The organism is Pseudomonas entomophila (assembly GCF_018417595.1).
GTDB lineage: Bacteria > Pseudomonadota > Gammaproteobacteria > Pseudomonadales > Pseudomonadaceae > Aquipseudomonas > Aquipseudomonas entomophila_C.
Map to the genome: position 1 here is coordinate 4,572,147 of NZ_CP070982.1, position 25,372 is coordinate 4,597,518.

The 25,372-nt window shown below is 63.0% G+C and carries 21 protein-coding genes; 4 read left to right on the plus strand and 17 right to left on the minus strand.

The features are described 5' to 3' along the window. Window positions 1–125: 125 nt before the first annotated feature. From JYG34_RS19960 to rpsB, 17 genes are all read right to left on the minus strand, one after another. Window positions 126–1,073: an acetyl-CoA carboxylase carboxyltransferase subunit alpha gene (locus tag JYG34_RS19960; RefSeq protein WP_213657996.1), complete on the minus strand. Its 948-nt coding sequence runs from the start codon at window positions 1,071–1,073 to the stop codon at window positions 126–128. 105 nt (window positions 1,074–1,178) lie between these two features. Then, window positions 1,179–4,703 (minus strand): DNA polymerase III subunit alpha, encoded by a 3,525-nt coding sequence (gene dnaE, locus JYG34_RS19965; protein ID WP_213657997.1) that lies wholly within the window; start codon window positions 4,701–4,703, stop codon window positions 1,179–1,181. A gap of 172 nt (window positions 4,704–4,875) precedes the next feature. Next, window positions 4,876–5,499 carry a ribonuclease HII gene (gene rnhB / locus JYG34_RS19970; protein ID WP_213657998.1) on the minus strand — a complete coding sequence of 208 codons (624 nt, stop codon included), beginning with the start codon at window positions 5,497–5,499 and terminating at the stop codon, window positions 4,876–4,878. Window position 5,500: 1 nt separating this feature from the next. After that, window positions 5,501–6,628 carry a lipid-A-disaccharide synthase gene (gene lpxB, locus JYG34_RS19975; protein ID WP_213657999.1) on the minus strand — a complete coding sequence of 376 codons (1,128 nt, stop codon included), beginning with the start codon at window positions 6,626–6,628 and terminating at the stop codon, window positions 5,501–5,503. A 1-nt stretch (window position 6,629) separates the two neighbouring features. Beyond that, the gene (gene lpxA / locus JYG34_RS19980) at window positions 6,630–7,406 is read right to left on the minus strand and encodes an acyl-ACP--UDP-N-acetylglucosamine O-acyltransferase (protein WP_213658000.1); all 777 of its coding nucleotides are present in this window, start codon (window positions 7,404–7,406) and stop codon (window positions 6,630–6,632) included. After that, entirely contained in the window at window positions 7,403–7,843 is a 441-nt protein-coding gene (fabZ, locus tag JYG34_RS19985) for a 3-hydroxyacyl-ACP dehydratase FabZ (protein ID WP_011535269.1), read from the minus strand. Before fabZ ends, lpxA begins: the two co-directional genes overlap by 4 nt. Before the next feature lie 114 nt (window positions 7,844–7,957). Further along, window positions 7,958–9,013: a UDP-3-O-(3-hydroxymyristoyl)glucosamine N-acyltransferase gene (lpxD, locus tag JYG34_RS19990; protein ID WP_213658001.1), complete on the minus strand. Its 1,056-nt coding sequence runs from the start codon at window positions 9,011–9,013 to the stop codon at window positions 7,958–7,960. Window position 9,014: 1 nt separating this feature from the next. After that, a complete protein-coding gene (locus tag JYG34_RS19995) occupies window positions 9,015–9,518 on the minus strand; it encodes an OmpH family outer membrane protein (protein WP_011535271.1) in 504 nt (167 codons plus the stop codon). A gap of 44 nt (window positions 9,519–9,562) precedes the next feature. Further along, complete coding sequence (bamA, locus tag JYG34_RS20000; RefSeq protein WP_213658002.1) at window positions 9,563–11,926, minus strand: outer membrane protein assembly factor BamA; 2,364 nt, start codon at window positions 11,924–11,926, stop codon at window positions 9,563–9,565. A gap of 75 nt (window positions 11,927–12,001) precedes the next feature. After that, on the minus strand, window positions 12,002–13,354 hold the full coding sequence (gene rseP / locus JYG34_RS20005) for a sigma E protease regulator RseP (protein ID WP_213658003.1): 1,353 nt from the start codon (window positions 13,352–13,354) through the stop codon (window positions 12,002–12,004). Window positions 13,355–13,397: 43 nt separating this feature from the next. After that, entirely contained in the window at window positions 13,398–14,588 is a 1,191-nt protein-coding gene (gene ispC, locus JYG34_RS20010; RefSeq protein ID WP_213658004.1) for a 1-deoxy-D-xylulose-5-phosphate reductoisomerase, read from the minus strand. Then, complete coding sequence (locus tag JYG34_RS20015) at window positions 14,585–15,400, minus strand: phosphatidate cytidylyltransferase (protein ID WP_213658005.1); 816 nt, start codon at window positions 15,398–15,400, stop codon at window positions 14,585–14,587. Before JYG34_RS20015 ends, ispC begins: the two co-directional genes overlap by 4 nt. After that, entirely contained in the window at window positions 15,400–16,155 is a 756-nt protein-coding gene (uppS, locus tag JYG34_RS20020) for a polyprenyl diphosphate synthase (RefSeq protein ID WP_213658006.1), read from the minus strand. Before uppS ends, JYG34_RS20015 begins: the two co-directional genes overlap by 1 nt. Window positions 16,156–16,170: 15 nt before the next feature. After that, window positions 16,171–16,728: a ribosome recycling factor gene (gene frr / locus JYG34_RS20025; RefSeq protein ID WP_213658007.1), complete on the minus strand. Its 558-nt coding sequence runs from the start codon at window positions 16,726–16,728 to the stop codon at window positions 16,171–16,173. Continuing rightward, window positions 16,725–17,468: a UMP kinase gene (gene pyrH / locus JYG34_RS20030; protein ID WP_011535278.1), complete on the minus strand. Its 744-nt coding sequence runs from the start codon at window positions 17,466–17,468 to the stop codon at window positions 16,725–16,727. The genes frr and pyrH overlap by 4 nt, the downstream gene beginning before the upstream one ends. A 181-nt stretch (window positions 17,469–17,649) precedes the next feature. Beyond that, on the minus strand, window positions 17,650–18,513 hold the full coding sequence (tsf, locus tag JYG34_RS20035; RefSeq protein WP_011535279.1) for a translation elongation factor Ts: 864 nt from the start codon (window positions 18,511–18,513) through the stop codon (window positions 17,650–17,652). A 187-nt stretch (window positions 18,514–18,700) separates the two neighbouring features. Continuing rightward, window positions 18,701–19,438, minus strand: coding sequence for a 30S ribosomal protein S2 (gene rpsB, locus JYG34_RS20040; RefSeq protein ID WP_011535280.1), 738 nt, complete (start codon window positions 19,436–19,438; stop codon window positions 18,701–18,703). 348 nt (window positions 19,439–19,786) lie between these two features. Between rpsB and map the strand changes: the two genes are divergently transcribed. The 4 genes from map (at window position 19,787) to JYG34_RS20060 (ending at window position 25,326) form a co-directional block, all read left to right on the plus strand. Next, complete coding sequence (gene map, locus JYG34_RS20045; protein ID WP_213658008.1) at window positions 19,787–20,569, plus strand: type I methionyl aminopeptidase; 783 nt, start codon at window positions 19,787–19,789, stop codon at window positions 20,567–20,569. A 26-nt stretch (window positions 20,570–20,595) separates the two neighbouring features. Then, complete coding sequence (locus JYG34_RS20050) at window positions 20,596–23,298, plus strand: [protein-PII] uridylyltransferase (protein WP_213658009.1); 2,703 nt, start codon at window positions 20,596–20,598, stop codon at window positions 23,296–23,298. Window positions 23,299–23,319: 21 nt separating this feature from the next. Beyond that, window positions 23,320–24,513, plus strand: a complete 1,194-nt coding sequence (dapC, locus tag JYG34_RS20055) for a succinyldiaminopimelate transaminase (RefSeq protein WP_213658010.1) — start codon at window positions 23,320–23,322, stop codon at window positions 24,511–24,513. Window positions 24,514–24,588: 75 nt separating this feature from the next. Beyond that, on the plus strand, window positions 24,589–25,326 hold the full coding sequence (locus JYG34_RS20060) for a M12 family metallopeptidase (RefSeq protein ID WP_213658011.1): 738 nt from the start codon (window positions 24,589–24,591) through the stop codon (window positions 25,324–25,326). Window positions 25,327–25,372 lie beyond the last annotated feature (46 nt).

Below are 25,372 nucleotides of genomic sequence, written 5' to 3' on the forward strand. Positions count from 1 at the left end.
GGCGCTGTGCGCCCCATTCGCGGGCAAGCCCGCCCCCACAGGGACCGCGCAGCCCTCAAGAGCGACGCTATACCTGTGGGGGCGGGCTTGCCCGCGAATGGGCTGCAAAGCAGCCCCGAAGTGCCTCAGAGGCCGTAGCTCATCAGGCGATCGTAACGGCGCTTGAGCAGCGTGTCGTTGTCGAGCTTGCCAAGCATGTCCAACTGCTCGATCAGGTCGGCGCGCACGTTCGCCGCCATCTTCACCGGGTCACGGTGGGCGCCACCCAGCGGTTCCTGGATGACCTTGTCGACGATGTTCAGGCTCTTCAGGCGCTCGGCGGTGATGCCCATGGCTTCAGCCGCGTCGGCGGCCTTGTCCGCGGTCTTCCACAGGATCGAGGCGCAGCCTTCCGGCGAGATCACCGAGTAGGTGGAATACTGCAGCATGTTCAGCTGGTCGCACACACCAATGGCCAGCGCGCCGCCGGAACCACCCTCACCGATCACGGTGGCGATGATTGGCGTTTTCAGGCGCGCCATCACACGCAGGTTCCAGGCGATGGCCTCGCTCTGGTTGCGCTCTTCGGCGTCGATGCCCGGGTAGGCGCCCGGCGTATCGATGAAGGTCAGGATCGGCATCTTGAAGCGCTCGGCCATCTCCATCAGGCGGCAGGCCTTGCGATAACCCTCAGGGCGCGGCATGCCGAAGTTGCGGCGTACCTTCTCGCGCACTTCACGGCCCTTCTGGTGACCGATGACCATGACCGGCTTGTCGTTCAGGCGCGCGGTGCCACCGACGATCGCGGCATCGTCGGAGAAGTGACGGTCGCCGTGCAGCTCTTCGAACTCGGTGAAGATGTGCTCGATGTAGTCGAGAGTGTACGGGCGGCGCGGGTGACGGGCCAGGCGGGCAATCTGCCAACTGGTCAGGTTGCCGAAGATGCTCTCGGTCAGGGTGCTGCTCTTGTCCTGCAGACGGGCAATTTCATCGCTGATGTTCAGCGAGTTGTCGTTACCCACCAGGCGCAGCTCTTCGATCTTGGCTTGCAGGTCGGCAATCGGCTGTTCGAAATCGAGGAAATTCGGGTTCATAGGCTTCCGTCTTGGGTCTACGGCCAGGCGGCCGGCCGGTTGATCCGTGTGGCGCCCTACCTTAAGGGATAGGGCGCATAAAGGTCGAGATTAAAATGCGTCGTTTCAACGGTATTGCAGGAAGACGTTCTCACGCCCGAACTGGTCACGCAGTGCCTGAATCAGGCCATCGGCCGGGTCGATGGACCACTGGTCGCCAAACTGCAGCATGGCCTTGGCGTCGCTGCCGGTGTACTCCAGGGTGATCGGGCAGCCACCGCGATGGCGGTTGATCAGCTCGCCCAGCCAGCTGAGGCGGTCACCCTTGAGTGCCTCGTGGCTGATCTTCAGGCGCAGGCTCTCGGCCAGCTTGGTGCGCGCGTCCTCCATGGTCATCACCGTCTTGACCCGCAGGCGCAGGCCACCGGAGAAGTCGTCGTTGCTCACCTCCCCCTCCACCACCACCATGGCGTCGGTCTGCAACAGGGCCTGGGCAGCCATGAAGGCGTCGGCGAACAGCGAGGCCTCGATGCGCCCGGAGCGGTCGTCGAGGGTGACGAAGCCCATCTTGTCACCCTTCTTGTTCTTCATCACCCGCAGGGCAATGATCATGCCGGCGATGGTCTGGGTGTCGCGCGCAGGCTTGAGGTCGACGATGCGCTGGCGGGCGAAGCGGCGAATCTCGGTTTCGTACTCGTCGATCGGGTGACCGGTGAGATAGAGACCCAGCGTGTCCTTCTCGCCTTTCAGGCGCTCCTTGAGGGTCAGCTCGCGTACCTTGTGGTGATTGGCGTAGACGTCCGAATCTTCCTCGACGAACAGCCCACCGAACAGGTCGACGTGGCCGCTGTCGGCGGTGCGGGCGGTCTGCTCGGCGGACTTCACCGCTTCTTCCAGAGCCGACAACAGCACCGCACGGTTACGGTCGATGTTGGCCTGGTAGGCCTTGATCTCGTCATGGAAGTGCGGGCCCAGCCGGTCGAGCGCGCCACTGCGGATCAAGGCATCGAGGGTGCGCTTGTTGACGCGCTTGAGGTCGATGCGCTCGCAGAAGTCGAACAGGTCCTTGAACGGGCCACCTGCCGCGCGCGCCTCGACGATCGCCTCCACCGGCCCCTCGCCAACGCCCTTGATCGCCCCCAGGCCGTAGACGATGCGACCGTCGTCGTTGACGGTGAACTTGAAGTCGGAGAAGTTCACGTCCGGCGCGTCGAGGCGCAGCTTCATGCTGCGCACTTCCTCGACCAGCACCACCACCTTGTCGGTGTTGTGCATATCCGCCGACAGTACCGCGGCCATGAACGGCGCCGGGTAATGGGTCTTCAGCCAGGCGGTCTGGTATGAGACCAGGCCATAGGCGGCGGAGTGGGATTTGTTGAAGCCATAACCGGCGAACTTCTCCACCAGGTCGAAGATGTTGCCCGCCAGGTCCGCGTCGATATTGTTGGCCACGCAACCTTCGATGAAGCCGCCGCGCTGCTTGGCCATCTCTTCTGGCTTTTTCTTACCCATGGCGCGGCGCAGCATGTCCGCGCCACCGAGCGTGTAGCCCGCCATCACCTGGGCAATCTGCATCACCTGTTCCTGGTACAGGATGATGCCGTAGGTCGGAGCCAGGACCGGTTTGAGCCCCTCGTACTGGTAGTCCGAGTGCGGGTAGGCCAGCTCGGCGCGGCCGTGCTTGCGGTTGATGAAGTCGTCCACCATGCCCGATTGCAGCGGGCCCGGGCGGAACAGTGCCACCAGTGCGATAAGGTCTTCCAGGCAGTCGGGCTTGAGCTTCTTGATCAGCTCCTTCATGCCACGGGATTCGAGCTGGAACACGGCCGTGGTCTCGGCCTTCTGCAACAGCTCGTACGTCTTGCGATCATCCAGCGGGATGAAGTCGATGTTGACGTCGGGCAGATTGTTCTTTTTCTGCTCGCGGTTGATGATCTCCATCGCCCACTTGATGATCGTCAGCGTACGCAGACCAAGGAAGTCGAACTTCACCAGGCCCGCAGCCTCGACGTCATCCTTGTCGAACTGGGTCACCAGGCCGCCGCCCTCTTCGTCACAGGCGATCGGCGAGAAATCGGTGAGCTTGGTCGGCGCGATCACCACGCCACCGGCGTGCTTGCCGGTACCACGGGTGACCCCCTCGAGCTTGAGCGCCATCTCCCAGATCTCGCGGCCGTCCTCGTCACTCTTGAGGAAGTCGCGCAGGATCTCTTCCTGCTCGTAGGCCTTCTCCAGGGTCATGCCCACTTCGAAGGGGATCATTTTCGACAGGCGGTCGGCCAGGCCGTACGACTTGCCCTGCACCCGCGCCACGTCACGCACCACCGCCTTGGCGGCCATGGTGCCGAAGGTGATGATCTGGCTCACCGCATTGCGGCCATAGGCCTCGGCCACGTAGTCGATCACCCGGTCGCGGCCGTCCATGCAGAAGTCGACGTCGAAGTCGGGCATGGAAATACGTTCAGGGTTGAGGAAACGTTCGAACAGCAGGTCGTAGGCCAACGGGTCGAGGTCGGTGATCTTCAGCACGTAGGCCACCAGCGAACCGGCACCCGACCCCCGGCCCGGCCCGACCGGCACGTCGTTGTTCTTGGCCCACTTGATGAAGTCCATGACGATCAGGAAGTAACCGGGGAAGCCCATCTGGATGATGATGTCCAGCTCGAACTTCAGGCGGTCCAGGTAGACCTGGCGCTTCTCTTCGTAGTTCGGTGTGGTCTCTTTTGGCCACAGTACCGCCAGGCGCTCTTCCAGACCTTCGTGGGAGACATGGCGCAGGTAATCGTCGATGCCCATGCCATTGGGCGTGGGGAAATCGGGGAGGAAGTACTTGCCCAGCTGCACGGTGATGTTGCAGCGCTTGGCGATCTCCACGGTGTTGGCGATGGCATCGGGCAGGTCGCTGAACAGTTCGGCCATTTCCTCGGCCGATTTCAAGTACTGCTGGTCGCTGTAGCCACGCGGGCGGCGCGGGTCGTCGAGGGTCCAGCCCTCGCCGATGCATACACGGGTCTCGTGGGCGTCGAAATCCGTCTGCTTGATGAAGCGCACGTCGTTGGTCGCCACCAGCGGCGCAGCGAACTTGTCGGCCAGGGCGACGGCGGCATGCACGTATTCTTCATCGCCGGCGCGGTTGGTGCGCTGCACCTCGACGTAGAAACGATCCGGGAACATGCCCATCCAGTCGCCGAGCAATACTTCGGCTTCAGCCTGGCGACCGGCCATCAAGGCCATGCCGATATCGCCCTCCTTGCCTGCGGACAGGGCGATCAATCCCTCGCTGGCCGGGGCGATCCAGTCGCGCTGGATGATCACCAGGCCGTTGCGCTGGCCCTCGGTCCAACCCCGCGAGATCAGCTCGGTGAGATTGCGGTAGCCCTTGGGGTTCATGGCCAGGAAGCAGATGCGCGACAACGGCGCTTCAGGGTCCGCCCCGGCCAGCCACAGGTCGGCGCCGCAGATCGGCTTGATCCCGGCGCCCATCGCGGTCTTGTAGAACTTCACCAGCGAGCACATGTTGCTCTGGTCGGTGATCGCCACCGCCGGCATGTTCATCCCGGCCAGGGCCTTGGCCAGCGGCTTGATCCGCACCAGGCCGTCGACCAGGGAGAATTCGGAGTGCACGCGAAGGTGAACGAAGGAGACCGACATGGAGGATCCTGTAGCAGAGCTGAACGACAAGGGCGGGATTGTAGCTTAATTGCGCAATGCATTTCGGGGACCCTTCGCGGGTAAACCCGCTCCCACAGGCTCAGCGATATCCCCGTGGGAGCGGGTTTACCCGCGAAGGGCCGCAAAGCGGCCGCAAAGCGGCCGCAATGCATCAGATCAAAGAGCTGGAAAGCCCTTCACGGGCTTCCCACGCGGCTCGAACAGGTGCGAACGAACGCCGATGGATGGGCGTCGGCCCCAACCGGGCCAGTGCCTCGAGGTGCACAGGCGTCGGATACCCCTTGTGCCCGCCGATCCCGTACCCCGGGTAGATCAGCTCGAACTCGCTCATCTCCCGGTCACGGGTAACCTTGGCCAGGATCGAAGCCGCCGCGATCGCCGGTACCTGGGAGTCACCTTTGACCACCGGTGCCGCCGGCACCGCGAGCTTCGGGCAGCGGTTGCCGTCGATCAACGCCAGTTTCGGTGTGACATGCAGCCCTTCGACCGCACGCTGCATGGCCAGCATGGTGGCCTGGAGAATGTTCAGGCGGTCGATCTCCTCGACCTCGGCCCGGGCGATGCAGAAGCTCAGCGCCTTCTCACGGATCTCGTCGAACAATGCGTCGCGCTTGGCCTCGGTGAGTTTCTTCGAATCGTTCAAGCCAAGGATCGGCCGGCGAGGATCGAGAATCACCGCCGCGGTGACCACCGCGCCGCACAGTGGGCCACGGCCCACTTCGTCGACGCCGGCCACCAGCTCTTCGACCAGGTTGAAATCCAGCCCCATCTGCATGTCAACGGTCCTTCAACAGGGCAAGCACTGCGTCAGCCGCCTGGTTGGAGGCGTCGCGGCGCAGCGTGCGGTGAATCTGGTCAAAACTGTCGGTCTGTTGCGAGCCGTCCCCGACCAGTGGCGCCAAAGTCTGCGCCAGGGCTTCACTGGTGGCGGCATCCTGCAGCAACTCCGGCACCAGCATGCGCTGGGCCAGCAGGTTGGGCAGCGACACGTACGGGCTTTTGACCATGCGTTTGAGAATCCAGTAGGTCAGTGGCGCCAAGCGATAGGCCACGACCATGGGGCGCTTGTACAGCATCGCCTCGAGCGTCGCCGTGCCAGAGGCGATCAGCACCGCGTCGCAAGCGGCCAAGGCCTGGTGCGAGCGGCCATCGAGCAGCGTCAGCGGCAGGTCGCGGCCTTCGAGCATCTGTTCGACCTGGGCACGCCGTGCGGCATTGGCGCAGGGCAAGACGAAACGCACGCCCGGCACCATCTCGCGCAAACGCTGCGCGGCGTCCAGGAACAGCGCCCCCAGACGCCCCACTTCGCCACCCCGGCTACCCGGCATGAGGGCGATGACCGGGCCTTCGGCCAGGCCGAGCTCAACACGGGCGGCAGCGCGATCAGCCTCGAGGGGAATGGTGTCGGCCAGGGGGTGACCGACAAAGCGCACCGGAACGCCCTGCTCTTCATAGAAGCGCGCCTCGAAAGGCAACAGGGTGAGCATCAGGTCGCAACCTTCGCGAATCTTCAGCACACGCTTCTGCCGCCAGGCCCAGACCGACGGGCTGACGTAGTGCACGGTCTTGATACCGGCCTGGCGCAGCTTGAGTTCGATGTTGAGGGTGAAGTCGGGGGCGTCGATGCCGATGAACACGTCGGGCTTTTCGTCGATCAGCGTCCGGATCAGTTCCTTGCGCCGCTTGAGCAGCTCGCGCAGGCGCCCGAGCACCTCGACCAGCCCCATGACCGCCAGGCGCTCCATGGGGAAATAGGAGCTCATGCCCTCGGCCTCCATCAATGGGCCACCGACACCGATGAACCGCACGTCAGGGTGGCGCGCCTTGATGGCGCGCATCAGACCGGAACCGAGGATGTCGCCGCTGGCCTCGCCAGCGACCAGCGCAACACAGAGCCGAGCCATGTCAGCGGGTAATGCCGCGGGCGGAATTGGCGATCGACTGGCGGAACAATTCAACCTCGGGGAACTGAGCGACCAGTTCGTCCAGCGCCTTCATCGCCTCTTCGACGGTGAGGCCCTGACGGTAGACGATCTTGTAGGCACGGCGCAGAGCGTGCAGCACTTCATCGCTGAAACCACGGCGACGCAGGCCTTCGAAGTTCATGCTGCGCGCTTCGGCGGGGCTGCCGAAGACCGTGACATAGGCTGGTACATCCTTGCCGATCGCCGTCCCCATGCCAGAGAACGCATGAGCACCGATATGGCAGTACTGGTGCACCAGCGTATAGCCCGACAGGATCGCCCAGTCGCCCACATGCACGTGGCCGGCCAGCGCCGTGTTGTTGACCAGGATGCAGTGGTTGCCGATCACGCTGTCGTGGCCGATATGAGCATAGGCCATGATCAGGTTGTGATCGCCCAGCGTCGTCTCCGAACGGTCCTGGATGGTCCCACGGTGAATGGTGACGCCCTCGCGGATCACGTTGTGATCGCCCATCACCAGGCGCGTCGGTTCCCCCTTGTACTTCATGTCAGGGGTGTCTTCGCCAATCGACGAGAACTGGTAGATCCGGTTGTGCTTGCCGATGCGGGTCGGCCCCTTGAGCACCACATGCGGACCAATGATGGTGCCCTCCCCGATCTCCACGTCGGGGCCTACGATCGACCAGGGGCCGACCTCGACCCCTTCGGCCAGCTTGGCCGAAGGATCGATGATCGCCCGAGGATCAATCGAACTCATAGGGAGCGTTCCGCGCAGGTGATTTCAGCCGAGCAGACCGGCTTGCCGTCGACCAGGGCACGGCACTCGAACTTCCAGATCATGCTTTTACGGCTGAGGAACTTGGCTTCCAGCACCAGCTGGTCGCCCGGCAGCACCGGCTGGCGGAAACGCAGCTTGTCGGAGCCGACGAAGTAGTAGAGGGTGCCGTCGGCCGGTTTGGCGTCGAGCATCTTGAACCCGAGAATACCGGCCGCCTGTGCCATCGCCTCGATGATCAGCACGCCGGGCATGATCGGATGCGCCGGGAAGTGGCCATTGAAGAACGGCTCGTTGATGCTGACATTCTTGTAGGCACGAATGCTTTGGGCCTCGAAGTCCAGCTCCGTCACACGATCCACCAGCAGGAACGGGTAACGGTGAGGCAGGTATTCGCGAATCTCGTTGATGTCCATCATTTCGGGGGGAAGCCTGTAATAAGAATAGGGAGCGCAGGTACCGACCACACGCTCCTTTTGCAGATCCAAAGAGGAGCCAGCCAGCGACTGTGAACGCTCGCTCAGGAATGGGTATCAGCCTTCTGATGTCGGCTGGCCACCTGAGGTCACGGTGTCAACTCGTTTTTCCAGCTGCTGGAGACGCTTGGACATCTCGTCCAGCTGGCGAATGCGCGCGGCGCTCTTGCGCCATTCGGCCAACGGCTGCATGGCCGTACCGGAAGAATAGCCACCCGGTTCGGTAATGGAGCGGGTCACCATGGTCATGCCGGACACGAACACATTGTCGCAGACATCGATATGGCCAACCATGCCGACGCCACCGGCAATCATGCAGTGCTTGCCGATACGGGTGCTACCGGAGATCCCGACGCAAGCCGCCATCGCGGTGTGGTCACCGACCTGCACGTTGTGGGCGATCTGGATCTGGTTGTCGAGCTTGACGCCATCACCGATTCGCGTGTCGGACAACGCGCCACGGTCCACGGCGGTATTCACACCGATTTCCACATCGTCGCCCAACGTCACACCGCCAATCTGGGCGATCTTGCGCCAGACACCTTTCTCGTTGGCAAAGCCGAAGCCCTCGCCACCGATCACTGCGCCGGACTGGATCACCACACGCTTGCCAATGGTGACATCGTGATAAAGCGTGACGCGCGGCGCGAGCCAGCCGCCTTCGCCGATCACGCAGCGGGCACCGATGAAGCAGTTGGCACCGACGGTCACATCGGCGCCGATGCGGGCACCGCTTTCGATCACGACGAACGGACCGATGCTGGCGCTGGCGTCGACCTGCGCATCTTCAGCCACCACGGCGCTGGGATGAATTCCCGCCACAGCCTTGGGCTTTGGATCGAACAGGTGCGAAATGCGCGCATAGGCGAGATAAGGGTCGGCCACGATCAGCGCGTTGCCGGCAAAGCCTTCGGCGTCCTCTGCCTTGAGCAGCACTGCGCTGGCCTGGGAATCGTCCAGGAACTTGCGGTACTGCTTGTTGGCGAGAAAGCTCAACTGCCCGGAACCGGCCTCCTGCAAGGTGGCCAGCCCGGTGATCTGCAGCGCCTCGGGGCCTTTCAGCGTGGCCCCGAGGGCCTCGGCCAGCTGGCCGAGTGTCATGGTCACGGTCATATCAACGCGCTTGGTTCATGCGCTCGATGACTTGGCGGGTGATGTCGTACTGAGGCTTGACATCGATGACCGCGCCGCGCTCGAGCACCAGGTCGAAGCCACCCTTCTTGATCACTTCCTCGACAGCACCGTCAAGCTTGGGCTTGAGCTGCTTGAGCATGTCACGGTCGGCAACGGCCTTGGCTTCGTTCAGCTCCTTCGACTGGAACTGGAAGTCACGGGCCTTCTGCTTGAACTCGAGCTCCAGGCGCTCACGCTCTGGCTGGGGCATCTTGTCGCCGCCCTTGATCAGGCGGTCCTGGATGCCTTTGGCGCTGCTTTCCAGGCCCTTGAGCTTGGTCAGTTGCGGGCCGAATTTTTTCTCGGCGTCGACGGCGTACTTCTTGGCCGCGTCGGATTCGAGCAGGGCCATCTGATAGTTCAGCACGGCAACCTTCATTTCGGCGAAAGCCGGGGTGGCGACCAGCGCAGCGGCCAGGATGGCCAGTTGGGTCAACTTACGCACGATGAACTCCTGGATAAACCGTTGTCGTTAAACCGGGGCCGACCTCAGAAGGTCTGGCCCAGAGAGAATTGGAATACTTGGGTGTCGGCGTCGTCCGGCTTCTTGATCGGCATCGCCAGGCTGAAGCTCAGCGGGCCCAGCGCGGTAATCCAGGTCACGCCCAGACCGACGGAGCTGGCCATGTCCGAGAAACCGACCTTCGCGCAATCAGGCTTGCTGCCGCAGTTGGTGTCGAACACGTTACCCACGTCCCAGAACACGGAAGTGCGCAGCGAACGCTGGTCCTTGACGAACGGCAGCGGGAACAGCAACTCGACACCGCCCTGCACCAGCACGTTGCCACCGAACGGCAGCGGATCCTGGTCCGGGTCGGCGATGGTGCCTGGTTTGCCGCCAGGGTTGCCTTCACCGCGGCTAGGCGTACTGCGTGGTCCGAGGCTGCTGTCCTTGAAGCCACGGACGGAGTTGAAACCACCCGCGTAGTAGTTCTCGTAGAACGGCAGGCCCGAAGTGCCACCGAAACCATCACCATAGCCCAGTTCTGTGTGCAGGCGCAGGGTGTAGTCGTTGTTGATCGGCTTGAACAGCTGGCCGCGATAGTCGAGCTTGTAGAAAGACAGGTCGCTGCCCGGGATGGTGGACTCCAGGGTCAAGCTTTGCGAGTGACCACGGGTTGCCAGCACGCCTTTGTTCAGGGTCGACTCGGACCAGCCGATCGAGGCCTTGAAGTTCAGGAAGTTGTCGCCTTCCTTGTCGACGAAATCGAAGATCTCGTCGACGGTGTACTTGCCGGTCTTGAGCTTGTCCTGCTGTACGGTCAGGCCATAGGTCAGGCGCGAGGTCTCGCTGATCGGGTAGCCGAGGCTGACACCGGCACCCAGGCTGTCGACCGCATAGCTGGCCACGTCGACGTCGAGGTCGTCGTAGTTGGTGCTGCGGTAGAAGGCGTTGTAGCCCAGGCTGACACCGTCGGCGGTGAAGTAGGGGTCGACGAAGCCGAAGTTGTAGCGGGTCTGGTATTGGGAACGGGTCAGGCCGATGGAGACCTTGTTACCGGTACCCAGGAAGTTGGTCTGGCTGATCGAGCCACCCAGGATCAGGCCCGCGCTCTGGGCGAAACCGACGCTGGCGGTGATCGAACCGGAAGCCTGTTCTTCGACGCTGTAGTTGACGTCGACCTGGTCGTCGGTGCCTGGCACCGGCGGGGTCTCGACGTTGACTTCCTTGAAGAAGCCCAGGCGCTCGAGGCGGGTCTTCGACTGGTCGATCAGGTAGGTCGAGGCCCAGCCGCCTTCCATCTGGCGCATCTCGCGACGCAGCACTTCGTCTTCGGTCTTGGTGTTGCCGCGATAGTTGATGCGGTTGACGTAGGCACGCTTGCCCGGATCGACGACGAACATGATGTCGACGGTGTGATCCTGGTCGTTTGGTTGTGGTACGCCGTTGACGTTGGCGAAGGTGTAGCCTTCGTTACCCAGGCGACGGGTGATCAGATCGGACGTGGTGGTCATCACCTTGCGCGAGAACACCTGGCCTGGCTGCACCAGCAGCAGCGACTTGACCTGGTCTTCCGGCACTTTGAGGTCACCGGACAGCTTCACGTCGCGAACGGTGTACTTCTCGCCTTCGTTGATGTTGACGGTGATGTAGACGTGCTTCTTGTCCGGGGTGATCGACACCTGGGTCGAGGCGATGTCCATGTTGATGTAGCCGCGGTCCAGGTAGTAGGAGCGCAGGCGTTCCAGGTCACCGGACAGTTTTTCACGGGCGTACTTGTCGTCGTTCTTGAAGAACGACAGCCAGTTGGTGGTCTTGAGCTCGAACAGCTGCCCCAGCGTTTCGTCGTCGAATACCGTGTTGCCCACCACGTTGATGTGCTGGATCGCGGCCACGGTGCCTTCGTTGATCTTGATCTTCAGGCCGACGCGGTTGCGCGGCTGGGGGACGACTTCGGCGTCGACTTCGGCGGAGTAGCGGCCTTGCGCGACGTACTGGCGCTGCAGTTCGTTACGCACGCCTTCGAGCGTGGCACGCTGGAAGATCTCGCCTTCGGCGAGGCCCGACTGCTTGAGGCCTTTCATCAGGTCTTCGGTGCTGATCGCCTTGTTGCCTTCGATCTCGATGCTCGACACCGACGGGCGCTCGACCACGTTGATGATCAGGACATTGCCGTCGCGGTTCAGCTGGATGTCCTGGAAGAAGCCGGTCTTGAACAGCGAGCGGGTGGAGTCGACCAGGCGGCGATCATCGACCTGGTCGCCGACGTTCAGCGGCAACGCGCCGAACACGCTGCCGGCGGACACCCGCTGCAAGCCGTTGACACGAATATCGGAGATGGTGAAGGACTCGGCGTGAACTTCAGCGATCATCAGTGCGGAGAGCACCGCAGTTAGCAGCAGACGTTTCATGAAGTCCTTTTATTCCAACTGGCAATAAACAACCCGCCGCGATGAGGCGGCAGGTTTCGCGATTGAGCGAAGCTTTTATAGTCGACCCAGATCATTGATCAGGGCGAGCAACATCACCCCGACGACCAAACTGATACCGATCTGGACCCCCCAACCTTGCACCCGATCCGAGAGCGGACGACCGCGCGCCCATTCGATCAGGTAGAACAGCAAATGCCCCCCATCCAGTACCGGGATGGGCAGCAGGTTCAGAACCCCCAGGCTTATGCTCAGATAGGCCAGGAAATTCAGGAAATCCCCAATACCCGACTGGGCTGAAGCGCCCGCCACTTTAGCAATGGTTATCGGTCCGCTCAAGTTTTTTACCGAGAGCTCTCCGAACAGCATTTTCTTCAGCGATTCGAGGGTCAGGACGCTCATGTTCCAAGTACGCGAAAGCCCCTCCCCCACGGCCTCCAACGGCCCGTAGCTGACCTCGCGAAGCATCTGCGCCGGCCACTGCGCCGCCTTGACGCCAGCGCCCAGGTAACCACCGGAAGCTTGGCCTTCGCCCTTGCGCGCCAGGGTGACCGGCACCTCCAGCTGCGCGCCGTCACGCTCGATGCGCAGGCTTACTTTGCTTTCAGGACGGGCACGCACCGCGTCGACCACCTGCTGCCAGTCGCCCAGCGCGGCGCCATCGAGGGCAAGCAGCTTGTCGCCCGTCTTGAGCCCCGCCGCGGCGGCCGGGCCTTTCGGATCGATCTCGGCCAGCACCGGCTCGACCGCCGGGCGCCAAGGGCGCAGCCCCAGGGACTGGATCGGATCGGGCTCATCGACGCCCTTGAGCCAGTGGCTCAGCTGAATCTCGTGCTGACGCTCGACCGTGGCGCCCTCGTCGAGCACACCGACCCGCAAGGTGCCACTCTCACCGAGGCGGCGAACCAATTGCAGATTGACCGCCGACCAACCATTGGTCGGCTTGCCATCGATGGAAACGATTTCCTGCCCGACGCTCAGGCCGGCGGCCGCCGCCAGGCTGCTCGTTTCGACCGCGCCAATGACCGGGCGCACCTGTTGCGTGCCCAGCATGGCGATGAACCAGAAGAACAGGATCGCCAGCAGGAAGTTGGCGATGGGGCCGGCGGCAACGATGGCGATGCGCTGGCGCACCGACTTGCGGTTGAACGATTGCTCGACCAGCGCCGGCGGGACTTCCCCCTCACGCTCGTCGAGCATCTTGACGTAACCGCCCAGCGGGATCGCCGCGACCACGAACTCGGTACCGTGCCGGTCATGCCAGCGCAGCAGCGGCGCACCGAAGCCGACCGAGAAGCGCAGCACCTTGACCCCACAGCGGCGTGCCACCCAGAAGTGACCGAATTCATGGAAGGTGACCAGCACCCCCAGAGCCACCAGGGTGCCGATAATCATGTAGAGCGCAGTCATGTCCTATCTCCGGATGACGTTCGGCGTGGCCGGCCACCGCCGATCAGCGGCCGTGGCGCCTCAACCATTCCCGGGACAGTTCCCGGGCACGCTGGTCGGCGGCGAACACCGCATCCAGCGTGGCGAGCGGTACCACAGGCTCCTGGTCGAGCACCTGTTCGATCATACCCGCGATCTCCGGGAAGCGGATACGCCGCTGGAGAAACGCATCCACCGCCACTTCGTTGGCGGCATTGAGCACGGCGGGCGCACTGTTGCCGGCCTCGGCAGCCTGACGCGCCAGGCGCAGGCAAGGGAAGCGCTGTTCGTCGGGCGCCTGGAAATCCAGACGAGCGATGGCGAACAGGTCCAGCGGCGCGACACCGGAGTCGATGCGCTCGGGCCAGGCCAGGGCGTTGGTGATGGGCGTGCGCATGTCCGGGTTGCCCAGCTGGGCGAGCACCGAGCCATCGACATAATCCACCAGCGAATGGATGACGCTCTGCGGGTGCACCACCACCTCGACCTGGGCAGGCTTGGCGTCGAACAACCAGCAGGCTTCGATCAGCTCCAGCCCCTTGTTCAACATGCTTGCCGAGTCGACCGAGATCTTGCGTCCCATGGACCAGTTGGGGTGGGCGCACGCCTGCTCCGGCGTGACATCCTGCAACGCCGCCACAGGCGTTTCGCGGAACGGGCCACCCGAGGCGGTCAGCAGGATCCGCCGCACACCGACATTGCCCAGCCCGCGGGCGAAGTCAGTGGGCATGCATTGGAAAATCGCGTTGTGCTCGCTGTCGATCGGCAACAGCACCGCACCACTGCGCCGCACCGAATCCATGAACAAGGCGCCGGACATCACCAGCGCTTCCTTGTTGGCCAGCAGCACCTTCTTGCCAGCCTCGACCGCCGCCAGCGTCGGCCGCAGCCCGGCAGCGCCGACAATGGCGGCCATCACGGTATCCACTTCAGACGCTGCCGCCACCTGACAGAGCCCGGCTTCACCCTCGAGAACCTCGGTGGCGCAACCGGCCCGCGCCAAGCCCTCACGCAAGCGCGCAGCGGCGTCCGCGGAGGGAACTACCGCATAGGCAGGCCGATGGCGCTCGCACAAGGCCAGCAACTCGTCGAGACGGGAGTAGCCGCTCAGGGCGAACACCTGGTAGCGATCAGGGTGCCGGGCAATGACATCCAGGGTGCTCAAGCCAATGGAGCCAGTGGCACCCAGCACGGTTATGCGTTGCAGACGGCTCACATCACACCCCACTCGGCAGCCCACAGCAGTACAGCGAACATCGGGATGGCCGCGGTCAGGCTGTCGATGCGATCGAGCACACCACCATGGCCGGGCAGCAGGTTGCTGCTATCCTTGATGCCTTCACGGCGCTTGAACATGCTCTCGGTCAGGTCACCCACCACCGAGGACATCACCACCACGACCGCCCCCAGCAGCCCCAGCAGCAGTTGGCCAACACTCCAGTCGCGTGCCAGACCGACCCCCAGAGTGATCAACAGGCTGACCACCAGGCCGCCGTACACCCCCTCCCAGCTTTTGCCAGGACTGACCTGCGGCGCCAGCTTGCGCTTGCCGAAGGTCCGCCCGGAGAAGTAGGCACCGATATCAGCGGCCCACACCAGCACCATGACCGCCAGGATCAGCCAGTTACCCAGCGGCCAGTGCTTGAGCAGCACCAGACCTTGCCAGGCCGGCAGCAGCACCAGCAGGCCGATGAGCAGGCGACAGGCAGCACTGCTCCACAAATCGTTGCTGCGCGGATAGGTGAGCACCAGCCAGGTGGCCAGGGCCCACCAGATCACCGAAGCTCCCAGCACCCAAGGCGCGAGGTCCGGCATCAGGTAGAGCAGCATCAGCGCCCCGGCGACCACCGCGGCGTATGCGATACGCACGGACTGGGCCACCAGGCCGGCCAGGCGGGCCCATTCCCAGGCGCCCAGCGTGACCACGAAGCCGATGAACAGCGCGAAATCGCCACCATTGAGCAGGAAGAACCCACCCAACGCGACCGGCAGCAGGATCAGCGCAGTAATGATGCGTTGTTTAAGCATTAAGCACGAGCTCCAGCCTCGACCTGCTCGCTGGTCTTACCGAAGCGGCGCTGGCGCGAAGCGAAATCGGCCAGCGCGGTGCGCATGGCCTCGTGTTTGAAGTCCGGCCAGAACAGGTCGGAGAAATACAGCTCGGCATAGGCCAGCTGCCACAGCAGGAAGTTGCTGATGCGGCGCTCGCCACCGGTACGAATGCACAGGTCGGGCAACGGCAGGTCGCCGGTGGCCAGGCATGTCTGCAACAGGTCAGGCGTGATGTCGTCCGGACGCAGGTGGCCGGCCTGAACCTCACGCGCCAGGCGCTGGGCGGCCTGGGCGATATCCCACTGACCGCCGTAGTTGGCGGCGATCTGCAGGATGAAGCGGTTGTTGCCGGCCGTCAGCGCCTCAGCCTCGCGCATGGCCGCCTGCAGTTCCGGATGGAAGCGCGAACGGTCACCAATGATGCGCAGGCTGATGTTGTTCTCGTTGAGGCGCTTGGCTTCACGGCGCAACGCCGAGAAGAACAGCTCCATCAACGCCCCCACCTCTTCCGCCGGACGCTGCCAGTTCTCACTGGAGAAGGCGAACAGGGTCAGCACCTCGACCCCGGACTGGGCACAGACTTCGATAACCGCACGCACGGCATCGACGCCAGCCTTGTGCCCGGCAACGCCGGGCAGAAGGCGCTTCTTCGCCCAGCGATTATTGCCATCCATGATGATCGCGACGTGACGCGGCACCGAGGACGGTGCCGCCAGCTTGGTCTTTTCCATTAAAAAACCTCGGCCTTAGACGGCCAACAGGTCCTTTTCCTTGGCTTTGAACGCAGCGTCGATCTCGGCGACGAACTTGTCGGTCAGCTTCTGGATCTCGTCAGCGGCGCGACGCTCTTCGTCTTCGCTGATCTCCTTGTCCTTGGTCAGCTTCTTCAGGTCGGCCAGGGCATCACGGCGCACGTTGCGCACGGCGACCTTGGCGTCTTCGGCAACAGCGCTGGCCTGCTTGGTGTAACCCTTGCGGGTTTCCTCGGTCAGGGCCGGCATTGGAACGCGGATGGTGGTGCCGGCGCTGGAGGGGTTCAAGCCCAGGTCGGAGGTCAGGATGGCCTTCTCGATGGCGGCGCTCAGGTTCTTGTCATGAGCGACGATCTTCAGGGTGCGAGCGTCCTCGACGGTGATCGCGGCCACCTGGTTCAGCGGCATGTCGCTGCCCCAGGCCGGAACCTTGACGCTGTCCAGGATGCTGGGGTGGGCACGGCCGGTGCGGATGGACGCCAGGTTGCGGCCCAGGGCCTCGATGGACTTGCCCATGCGCTCCTGCGCGTCTTTCTTGATGTCGTTGATCATGCTTGGCCTTCCTCGATCAGAGTACCTTCAGCGCCACCCACCACGATGTTCAGCAGGGCGCCAGGCTTGTTCATGTTGAATACCCGCAATGGCATCTTGTGGTCGCGGCACAGGCAGATTGCGGTCAAGTCCATGACACCGAGCTTGCGATCCAGCACCTCGTCGTAGGTGAGGTGATCGAACTTCTCTGCGTGCGGGTCCTTGAATGGATCGGCAGTGTACACACCGTCGACCTTGGTCGCCTTCAGCACCACATCGGCGTCGATCTCGATCGCGCGCAGGCACGCTGCGGAGTCGGTGGTGAAGAACGGGTTGCCAGTACCGGCGGAGAAAATTACCACATCCCCGGTGTTGAGGTGGCGAATAGCTTTGCGACGATCGTAATGATCGGTGACGCCGACCATGGAAATGGCCGACATGACCAGCGCCGGGATGTTCGAGCGCTCCAGGGCGTCACGCATGGCCAGGCCGTTCATCACGGTGGCCAGCATCCCCATGTGGTCGCCGGTGACGCGATCCATGCCGGCCGCGCTGAGCGCCGCGCCGCGGAACAGGTTGCCACCACCGATCACCAGGCCCACCTGGACACCGATCCCGACCAGCTGGCCGATTTCCAGGGCCATGCGATCCAGCACCTTCGGGTCGATCCCGAAGTCTTCCGAGCCCATCAGGGCCTCGCCGCTAAGTTTGAGCAAAATGCGTTTATAGCGAGGTTGGCGACCACTCACCTGCTGAGCCATTGCGAGTCTCTCCTGCGGCGTACTTTTAGAAAATTCCGTGCGGGCTGTTTGCAGCCTGCTAACTGTAGCGTGGCACTGCTTCAGTGCCAGCAGCCTCGGGCTTTATAAACCCGCGGCCGTTTTGACAAAGAGGCTGCGCGCGTGAGCGGGCAGCCTCTTTGGGGCGACAGACGCGTCTGTCTTACTGCTTGGCGGCAGCTACCTGGGCGGCAACTTCTTCAGCGAAGTTGTCAACCGGCTTCTCGATGCCTTCGCCGACCTTGAAGTAGGTGAAGGAAACGATTTCAGCGCCGGCTTTCTTGGCCAGTTCGCCAACCTTGACTTCCGGGTTCATGACGAAGGCTTGCTCTTTCAGCGAGGCTTCGGCTTTGAACTTGGTGATGCGGCCGTTGATCATGTTCTCAACGATGTTTTCCGGCTTGCCGGCGATCTTGTCGGCGTTCAGCTGCAGGAAGACGTTCTTCTCGCGCTCGATGGCCTCGGCGGAGATTTCCGACGCATCCAGGAACTCTGGGTTCGACGCTGCAACGTGCATGGCGATGTTCTTGGCCAGCTCGACGTCGCCGCCTTTCAGGACAACGACAGCACCGATCTTGTTGCCGTGCAGGTAGGCGCCGACAACGTCGCCCTCTACGCGCACCAGGCGACGGATGTTGACGTTTTCGCCGCACTTGGCAACCAGGGCTTCACGCGCGGATTCGCGCGAGGCGATCAGCGGAGCGGCGTCGGTCAGCTTCTGGGCGAAGGCTTCTTCGATGCTTTCGGCAACGAAGTTCTTGAAGTCGTCTTGCAGGGCCAGGAAGTCGGTCTGCGAGTTCACTTCCAGCAGGACGGCGGCCTTGCCGTCGGTCTTGACGGCGATAGCGCCTTCAGCGGCAACGTTGCCAGCTTTTTTGGCGGCCTTGATGGCGCCCGAGGCACGCATGTCGTCAATGGCTTTCTCGATGTCGCCGCCGGCCTTTTCCAGGGCCTTCTTGCAATCCATCATGCCTTCGCCGGTACGCTCGCGCAGTTCTTTGACCAGCGCCGCAGTAATTGCTGCCATTTCAAAATCCTCTTGGAAAGTTTTTCAACCATTCCACCCGCTCTTCACGGGCGTTAAATTCTGCAAATCCGCTGTTTTTACTTCAGCAAGCCCATGATGCGGGAGCAACGCTGACAGCAGGATTTCAAGGTGGCAAAAAGGGGGCCAAGCCCCCTTTTTGCGTGCCAAGTCAGACGCTAAGCGTCAATTACTCAGCAGCAGGTGCAGCCGCTTCTTCAGCGTAGACTTCGGTGCCGCCAGCAACGTTGTTGCGGCCGCGGATGACGGCGTCAGCCATCGAAGTCATGTACAGCTCGATGGCGCGGATGGCGTCATCGTTACCTGGGATGACGAAGTCAACGCCTTCCGGGCTGCTGTTGGTATCGACAACGCCGATGACCGGGATGCCCAGCTTGTTGGCTTCGGTGATGGCAATGCGCTCGTGGTCGACGTCGATCACGAACAGGGCATCAGGCAGGCCGCCCATGTCCTTGATACCACCCAGGCTGCGATCCAGTTTTTCCAGGTCGCGGGAACGCATCAGGGCTTCTTTCTTGGTCAGCTTGGCGAAAGTGCCGTCTTCGGCCTGGGTTTCCAGGTCGCGCAGACGCTTGATCGAAGCGCGGATGGTCTTGTAGTTGGTCAGCATGCCGCCCAACCAGCGGTGGTCAACGTATGGCGAACCGCAACGAGCAGCTTGCTCGGCGACGATCTTGCCGGCGGAACGCTTGGTGCCGACGAACATGATCTTGTTCTTGCCCTGGGCCAGGCGCTCTACGAACGCCAGGGCGTCGTTGAACATCGGCAGGGTTTTTTCCAGGTTGATGATGTGAATCTTGTTACGCGCGCCGAAAATGTACTTGCCCATTTTCGGGTTCCAGTAACGGGTCTGGTGGCCGAAGTGCACACCGGCCTTCAGCATATCGCGCATGTTGACTTGGGACATGATAGTTCCTTGATAAGTCGGGTTGGGCCTCCACGTATCCCAATGACCAACCCGCATCTCCGAGGAGACCGGGCACCCAGGCCATCGTGTCGACACGTGTGTGGGTTTGAGCTTACGGAGGTCATCCCCCGAAAGCGGCGCATTTTATACCACAGACCACGCACGAACGAAACCCGAATAATGATTCGTCCGTCAGCGGCTTTTGCAGCACCCGGGCTTTAGGGCCAGAATGCCCTCAATAGACCACCGGATCCTCGGGATTATCCCGCCAGATCGCCGCCATGCTCTGGTAGAATCCGGCCTTTCCCGTATCGTTCGCGCCGCACGCGGCGCCGTAGAGAGCCTGTAATGACCGTCACCATCAAGACCGCAGAAGACATCGAGAAGATGCGCGTCGCCGGCCGCCTGGCCGCCGAAGTCCTCGAAATGATCGAGGAACACGTCAAGCCCGGCATCACCACCGAAGAGCTCGACCGCATCTGCCACGACTACATCGTCAACGTCCAGCAGGCCATTCCGGCACCGCTCAACTACAAGGGCTACCCGAAGTCGATCTGCACCTCGATCAACCACGTGGTGTGCCACGGCATCCCCAACGACAAGCCGTTGAAGAAGGGCGACACCCTCAATATCGACATCACCGTGATCAAGGACGGCTACCACGGCGACACCAGCCGCATGTTCCACGTCGGCGAGGTCCCGGAGTGGGCCGCGCGCCTGTCGAAGGTGACGCAGGAGTGCATGTACAAGGCCATCGAGCTGGTCAAGCCGGGCTGCCGCCTGGGCGATATCGGCGAAGTGATCCAGAAGCACGCTGAAAAGAATGGTTTCTCGGTGGTACGCGAGTTCTGCGGCCATGGTATCGGCAAGGTATTCCACGAAGAACCGCAGATCCTGCACTACGGCAGGGCCGGCACCGGCATGGAGCTCAAGGAAGGCATGACCTTCACCATCGAGCCGATGATCAACCAGGGCAAGGCCGATACGAAGGTGCTCGGTGACGGCTGGACCGCCATCACCAAGGACCGCAAGCTCTCGGCCCAGTGGGAGCACACGCTGGTGGTGACCGCCACGGGCTACGAGATCTTCACCCTGCGCAAGGACGACACCATCCCGCGCACCTCGGCCTGACCTTCACTTCACAGGAACGCGACTCGATGCCCCAGGTGGATCCCGAGCTGTTCGACCGCGGCCAGTTCCAGGCGGAACTGGCCCTCAAGGCAAGCCCCATCGCCGCCTTCAAGAAAGCCATCCGCATGGCCGGCGAAGTGCTCGACAAGCGTTTCCGTGACGGCCGCGAGATCCGCCGGCTGATCGAGGATCGCGCCTGGTTCGTCGACAACATCCTGCAGCAGGCCTGGAACCAGTTCGCCTGGGGCAAGCCGGACGGCATCGCCCTGGTGGCGGTGGGCGGCTACGGTCGAGGCGAACTGCACCCTTACTCCGACATCGACCTGCTGATCCTGCTCGACGCCGCCGAGCACGAGCAGTACCGCGACGCCATCGAGCGTTTTCTCACACTACTGTGGGATATCGGCCTGGAAGTAGGCCAGAGCGTGCGCACCGTCGACGAATGCGCCGAACAGGCCCGGGCCGACCTGACGGTCATCACCAACCTGATGGAAAGCCGCACCATCGCCGGCCCCGAACCACTGCGCCAGCGCATGCTAGATGCCACCAGCACCGCGCACATGTGGCCGAGCAAGGAGTTCTTCCTCGCCAAGCGCGCCGAGCTCAAAGCCCGTCACCACAAGTACAACGACACCGAGTACAACCTCGAACCCAACGTCAAGGGTGGCCCGGGCGGCCTGCGCGACATCCAGACGGTGCTATGGGTGGCGCGTCGCCAGTACGGCACACTGAACCTGCACGCCCTGGCTGGCGAGGATTTCCTGCTGGAGAGCGAGAACGAACTGCTGGCCTCGTCCCAAGCCTTCCTCTGGCGCGTGCGCTATGCCCTGCACATGCTCGCCGGGCGCGCCGAGGATCGCCTGCTGTTCGACCACCAGCGCAGCATCGCGACGTTGCTGGGTTACCACGACGAGAACCCCAAGCGCGCCATCGAACAGTTCATGCAGCAGTACTACCGGGTGGTGATGAGCATCAGCCAACTGTGCGACCTGATCATCCAGCATTTCGAGGAAGTGATCCTCGCCAATGATGACAGCGGCACCACCCAACCGCTCAATGCCCGCTTCCGCCTGCATGATGGCTATATAGAGGCGGTGCACCCGAACGTGTTCAGGCGCACGCCGTTCGCCATGCTGGAAATCTTCGTGCTCATGGCCCAGCACCCCGAGATCAAGGGCGTGCGCGCCGACACCGTGCGCCTGCTGCGCGAGCATCGCCACCTGATCGACGACAAGTTCCGCAACGATATCCGCAATACCAGCCTGTTCATCGAGCTGTTCAAATGCGAGATCGGCATCCACCGCAACCTGCGGCGGATGAACCGCTACGGCATCCTCGGCCGCTACCTGCCGGAGTTCGGCCTGATCGTCGGGCAGATGCAACACGACCTGTTCCACATCTATACGGTCGACGCGCACACCCTCAACCTGATCAAGCACCTGCGCAAGCTGCAGTACACGCCGGTGTCGGAGAAATTCCCGCTGGCCAGCAAGCTCATGGGGCGCCTGCCCAAGCCCGAGCTGATCTACCTGGCCGGCCTGTACCATGACATCGGCAAGGGGCGCCAGGGCGATCACTCCGAACTCGGCGCGGTGGATGCCCAGGCGTTCTGCGCCCGCCACCAGTTGCCTGCCTGGGACAGCCGACTGATCGTCTGGCTGGTACTGAACCACCTGGTGATGTCCACCACCGCCCAGCGCAAGGACCTGTCCGACCCGCAGGTGATCAACGATTTCGCCCTGCACGTGGGCGACGAGACACGCCTGGACTACCTCTACGTGCTGACCGTGGCCGATATCAACGCCACCAACCCCAGCCTGTGGAACTCCTGGCGCGCGAGCCTGCTGCGCCAGCTCTACACCGAAACCAAGCGCGCTTTACGCCGGGGCCTGGAAAACCCGTTGGACCGCGAGGAGCAGATTCGCCAGACCCAGAGCGCCGCGCTGGACATATTGGTGCGCGAGGGCACCGACCCGGACGATGTCGAGCAGCTCTGGTCGCAACTGGGCGATGACTACTTTCTCAAGCACAACGCCGCCGATGTGGCCTGGCACAGCGACGCCATCCTCCAGCAGCCCGCCGACAGCGGCCCGCTGGTGCTGATCAAGGAAACCACCCAGCGCGAGTTCGAAGGCGGCACGCAGATTTTCATCTACGCCCCGGACCAGCACGACTTCTTCGCCGTGACCGTGGCCGCCATGGCGCAGCTCAACCTGAACATCCATGACGCCCGCATCATCACCTCCAGCAGCCAGTTCACCCTCGACACCTACATCGTGCTCGACAACGACGGCGGCTCGATCGGCGACAACCCGCAGCGGGTCAAGCAGATCCGCGATGGCCTGACCGAAGCGCTGCGTACCCCCGAGGACTACCCGGCGATCATCCAGCGTCGGGTACCGCGCCAGCTCAAGCACTTCGACTTTCCACCCCAGGTGACCATCCTCAACGATGCCCAGCGCCCGGTGACCATCCTCGAGATCACCGCCCCCGACCGCCCCGGCCTGCTGGCACGGATCGGGCGGATCTTCCTGGAGTTCGACCTGTCGCTGCAGAACGCCAAGATCGCCACCCTTGGTGAACGGGTGGAGGACGTGTTCTTCATCACCGACGCCGATAACCAGCCGCTGTCCGACCCGCAGCTATGCAGCCGCCTGCAGGAGGCCATCGTCCAGCAGTTGCAGGCCGGCCAGGCCAGCGAAGCCAGCCCTTCCCGCATGACCTTTTGACGATTACGAGACCTTGCGCCGATGAACCATGCCTTGACCCAGCTTCAGCCCTACCCGTTCGAGAAACTGCGCGCCCTGCTCGGTAGCGTGAAGCCTGCGGCGGACAAACGCGCCATCGCCCTGTCGATCGGCGAGCCGAAGCACGAATCGCCGGCGTTCGTCGCCAAGGCCTTGGCCGATAACCTCGACAAGCTGGCGGTCTACCCCAGTACCCTCGGCCTGCCCGCCCTGCGCCAGGCCATCGGCCAGTGGTGCGAGCGCCGCTTCAAGGTACCGGCTGGCTGGCTGGATGCCGACCGCCACATCCTGCCGGTGAACGGCACCCGCGAGGCCCTGTTCGCCTTCACCCAGGCCGTGGTCAACCGCGCGGACGATGGCCTGGTGGTCAGCCCCAACCCGTTCTATCAGATCTACGAAGGCGCGGCCCTGCTGGCCGGTGCCACCCCGCACTACCTGCCATGCCTGGAAAACAACGGCTTCAACCCGGACTTCGATGCCGTGCCGGCCGACGTGTGGAAGCGCTGCCAGATCCTGTTCCTCTGCTCCCCGGGCAATCCCACCGGTGCGCTGGTACCGATGCAGACGCTGAAAAAACTGATCGCCCTGGCCGACGAGCACGACTTCGTCATCGCCTCCGATGAGTGCTACAGCGAACTCTACTTCGACGAGGACGCCCCGCCACCGGGCCTGCTCACTGCATGTGCCGAGCTCGGCCGCAGCGACTTCAAGCGCTGCGTGGTGTTCCACAGCCTGTCCAAGCGCTCCAACCTGCCAGGCCTGCGCTCGGGCTTCGTCGCCGGTGACGCCGAGATCATCAAGCCGTTCCTGCTGTACCGCACCTACCATGGCTGCGCCATGCCGGTACAGACTCAGCTGGCCAGCATTGCCGCCTGGCAGGACGAGGCCCATGTGCGCGACAACCGTGACCAGTACCGCGCCAAGTACGATGCGGTACTCGACATCCTGCAGCCGGTACTGGATGTGCAACGCCCCGATGGCAGCTTCTACCTGTGGGCCAAAGTGCCGGGCAACGATGCCGACTTCACCCGCGACCTGTTCGAAGCGCAGCACGTGACCGTGGTGCCGGGCTCGTACCTGTCGCGCGAGGTGGACGGGGTCAATCCAGGGGCCGGGCGCGTACGCATGGCGCTGGTCGCACCGCTGGCCGAATGCATCGAGGCGGCCGAACGAATCCGTGCGTTCCTGAGTCGCTGACAGCGCAGCACTATCTACCGCACACCGGCACGCCAGCAGAGGAAAACTCCGGGTTTTCAACCACGGAGTTTTCCCATGTCTCAACTGATCTTTTCCCACCGCCTGAAGCCTGCCGACCCACAGCTCGCCGAACTGCTGGCACGACTGGAGAATCCCGGCAACGCAGCCACGACCGCCGGCGGCCGACAAAAGCGTGCCTTGGCCATCACCCGTAAGCTCTGGCGCCCCGGCCGCTTACTGAAGGTCTCGTTCCTCGGCAGCCCCGATGACTTCCTGAAGTCGGAAATCTTCAAGACAGCTTCACAATGGCTGCTACGCTCGGGGGCCAACCTGGCAATGGCGCTGACGCGGGATAACGACCCACAGGCACAAATCAGGGTACGCACCGGCAGGTCGCTGCCACGCAATGAGTCCTGCGCCGGAACCGACGCACTGGCCATGCCCGCCGAGACCATGAACCTCAACGTCGAGCCCGGCGATACCGCCTTCGAGCACGTCGTCTTGCACGAGTTCGGCCACGCCCTGGGAGCGGAACACGAACACCAGCACCCCGATGCCAGCATTCCGTGGAATGTCGAGGAGGTTGTGCGCGCGGCCAATGCGGAACAGGGCTGGACGCGCCAGCAGGTGATGGACGAGATGATCGCCAGGCGTGCCGACGTCGGTATCGTGAAGAGCAACTACGATCCAGGCTCGGTCATGCATTATCCGATTCCCCAGGCATTCACCCTCGGGGACTGGGAGGTCGGCCTGAACAGCCGCCTCAGTGACAAGGACCTGGCGTTCATGCGTATCGCCTACCCACATGACTGACGGGGCGTCCCATATCCATATATGGCACGGAGCTCCCGTACCCTTG

Coding starts and splice junctions, on each gene's coding strand:
- JYG34_RS19960 (WP_213657996.1), bottom strand. CDS start 1,073: ATGAACCCGAATTTCCTCGATTTCGAACAGCCGATTGCCGACCTGCAA.
- dnaE (WP_213657997.1), bottom strand. CDS start 4,703: ATGTCGGTCTCCTTCGTTCACCTTCGCGTGCACTCCGAATTCTCCCTG.
- rnhB (WP_213657998.1), bottom strand. CDS start 5,499: ATGCAGATGGGGCTGGATTTCAACCTGGTCGAAGAGCTGGTGGCCGGC.
- lpxB (WP_213657999.1), bottom strand. CDS start 6,628: ATGGCTCGGCTCTGTGTTGCGCTGGTCGCTGGCGAGGCCAGCGGCGAC.
- lpxA (WP_213658000.1), bottom strand. CDS start 7,406: ATGAGTTCGATTGATCCTCGGGCGATCATCGATCCTTCGGCCAAGCTG.
- fabZ (WP_011535269.1), bottom strand. CDS start 7,843: ATGATGGACATCAACGAGATTCGCGAATACCTGCCTCACCGTTACCCG.
- lpxD (WP_213658001.1), bottom strand. CDS start 9,013: ATGACCGTGACCATGACACTCGGCCAGCTGGCCGAGGCCCTCGGGGCC.
- bamA (WP_213658002.1), bottom strand. CDS start 11,926: ATGAAACGTCTGCTGCTAACTGCGGTGCTCTCCGCACTGATGATCGCT.
- rseP (WP_213658003.1), bottom strand. CDS start 13,354: ATGACTGCGCTCTACATGATTATCGGCACCCTGGTGGCTCTGGGGGTG.
- JYG34_RS20015 (WP_213658005.1), bottom strand. CDS start 15,400: ATGCTTAAACAACGCATCATTACTGCGCTGATCCTGCTGCCGGTCGCG.
- uppS (WP_213658006.1), bottom strand. CDS start 16,155: ATGGAAAAGACCAAGCTGGCGGCACCGTCCTCGGTGCCGCGTCACGTC.
- frr (WP_213658007.1), bottom strand. CDS start 16,728: ATGATCAACGACATCAAGAAAGACGCGCAGGAGCGCATGGGCAAGTCC.
- pyrH (WP_011535278.1), bottom strand. CDS start 17,468: ATGGCTCAGCAGGTGAGTGGTCGCCAACCTCGCTATAAACGCATTTTG.
- tsf (WP_011535279.1), bottom strand. CDS start 18,513: ATGGCAGCAATTACTGCGGCGCTGGTCAAAGAACTGCGCGAGCGTACC.
- rpsB (WP_011535280.1), bottom strand. CDS start 19,438: ATGTCCCAAGTCAACATGCGCGATATGCTGAAGGCCGGTGTGCACTTC.
- map (WP_213658008.1), top strand. CDS start 19,787: ATGACCGTCACCATCAAGACCGCAGAAGACATCGAGAAGATGCGCGTC.
- JYG34_RS20050 (WP_213658009.1), top strand. CDS start 20,596: ATGCCCCAGGTGGATCCCGAGCTGTTCGACCGCGGCCAGTTCCAGGCG.
- dapC (WP_213658010.1), top strand. CDS start 23,320: ATGAACCATGCCTTGACCCAGCTTCAGCCCTACCCGTTCGAGAAACTG.
- JYG34_RS20060 (WP_213658011.1), top strand. CDS start 24,589: ATGTCTCAACTGATCTTTTCCCACCGCCTGAAGCCTGCCGACCCACAG.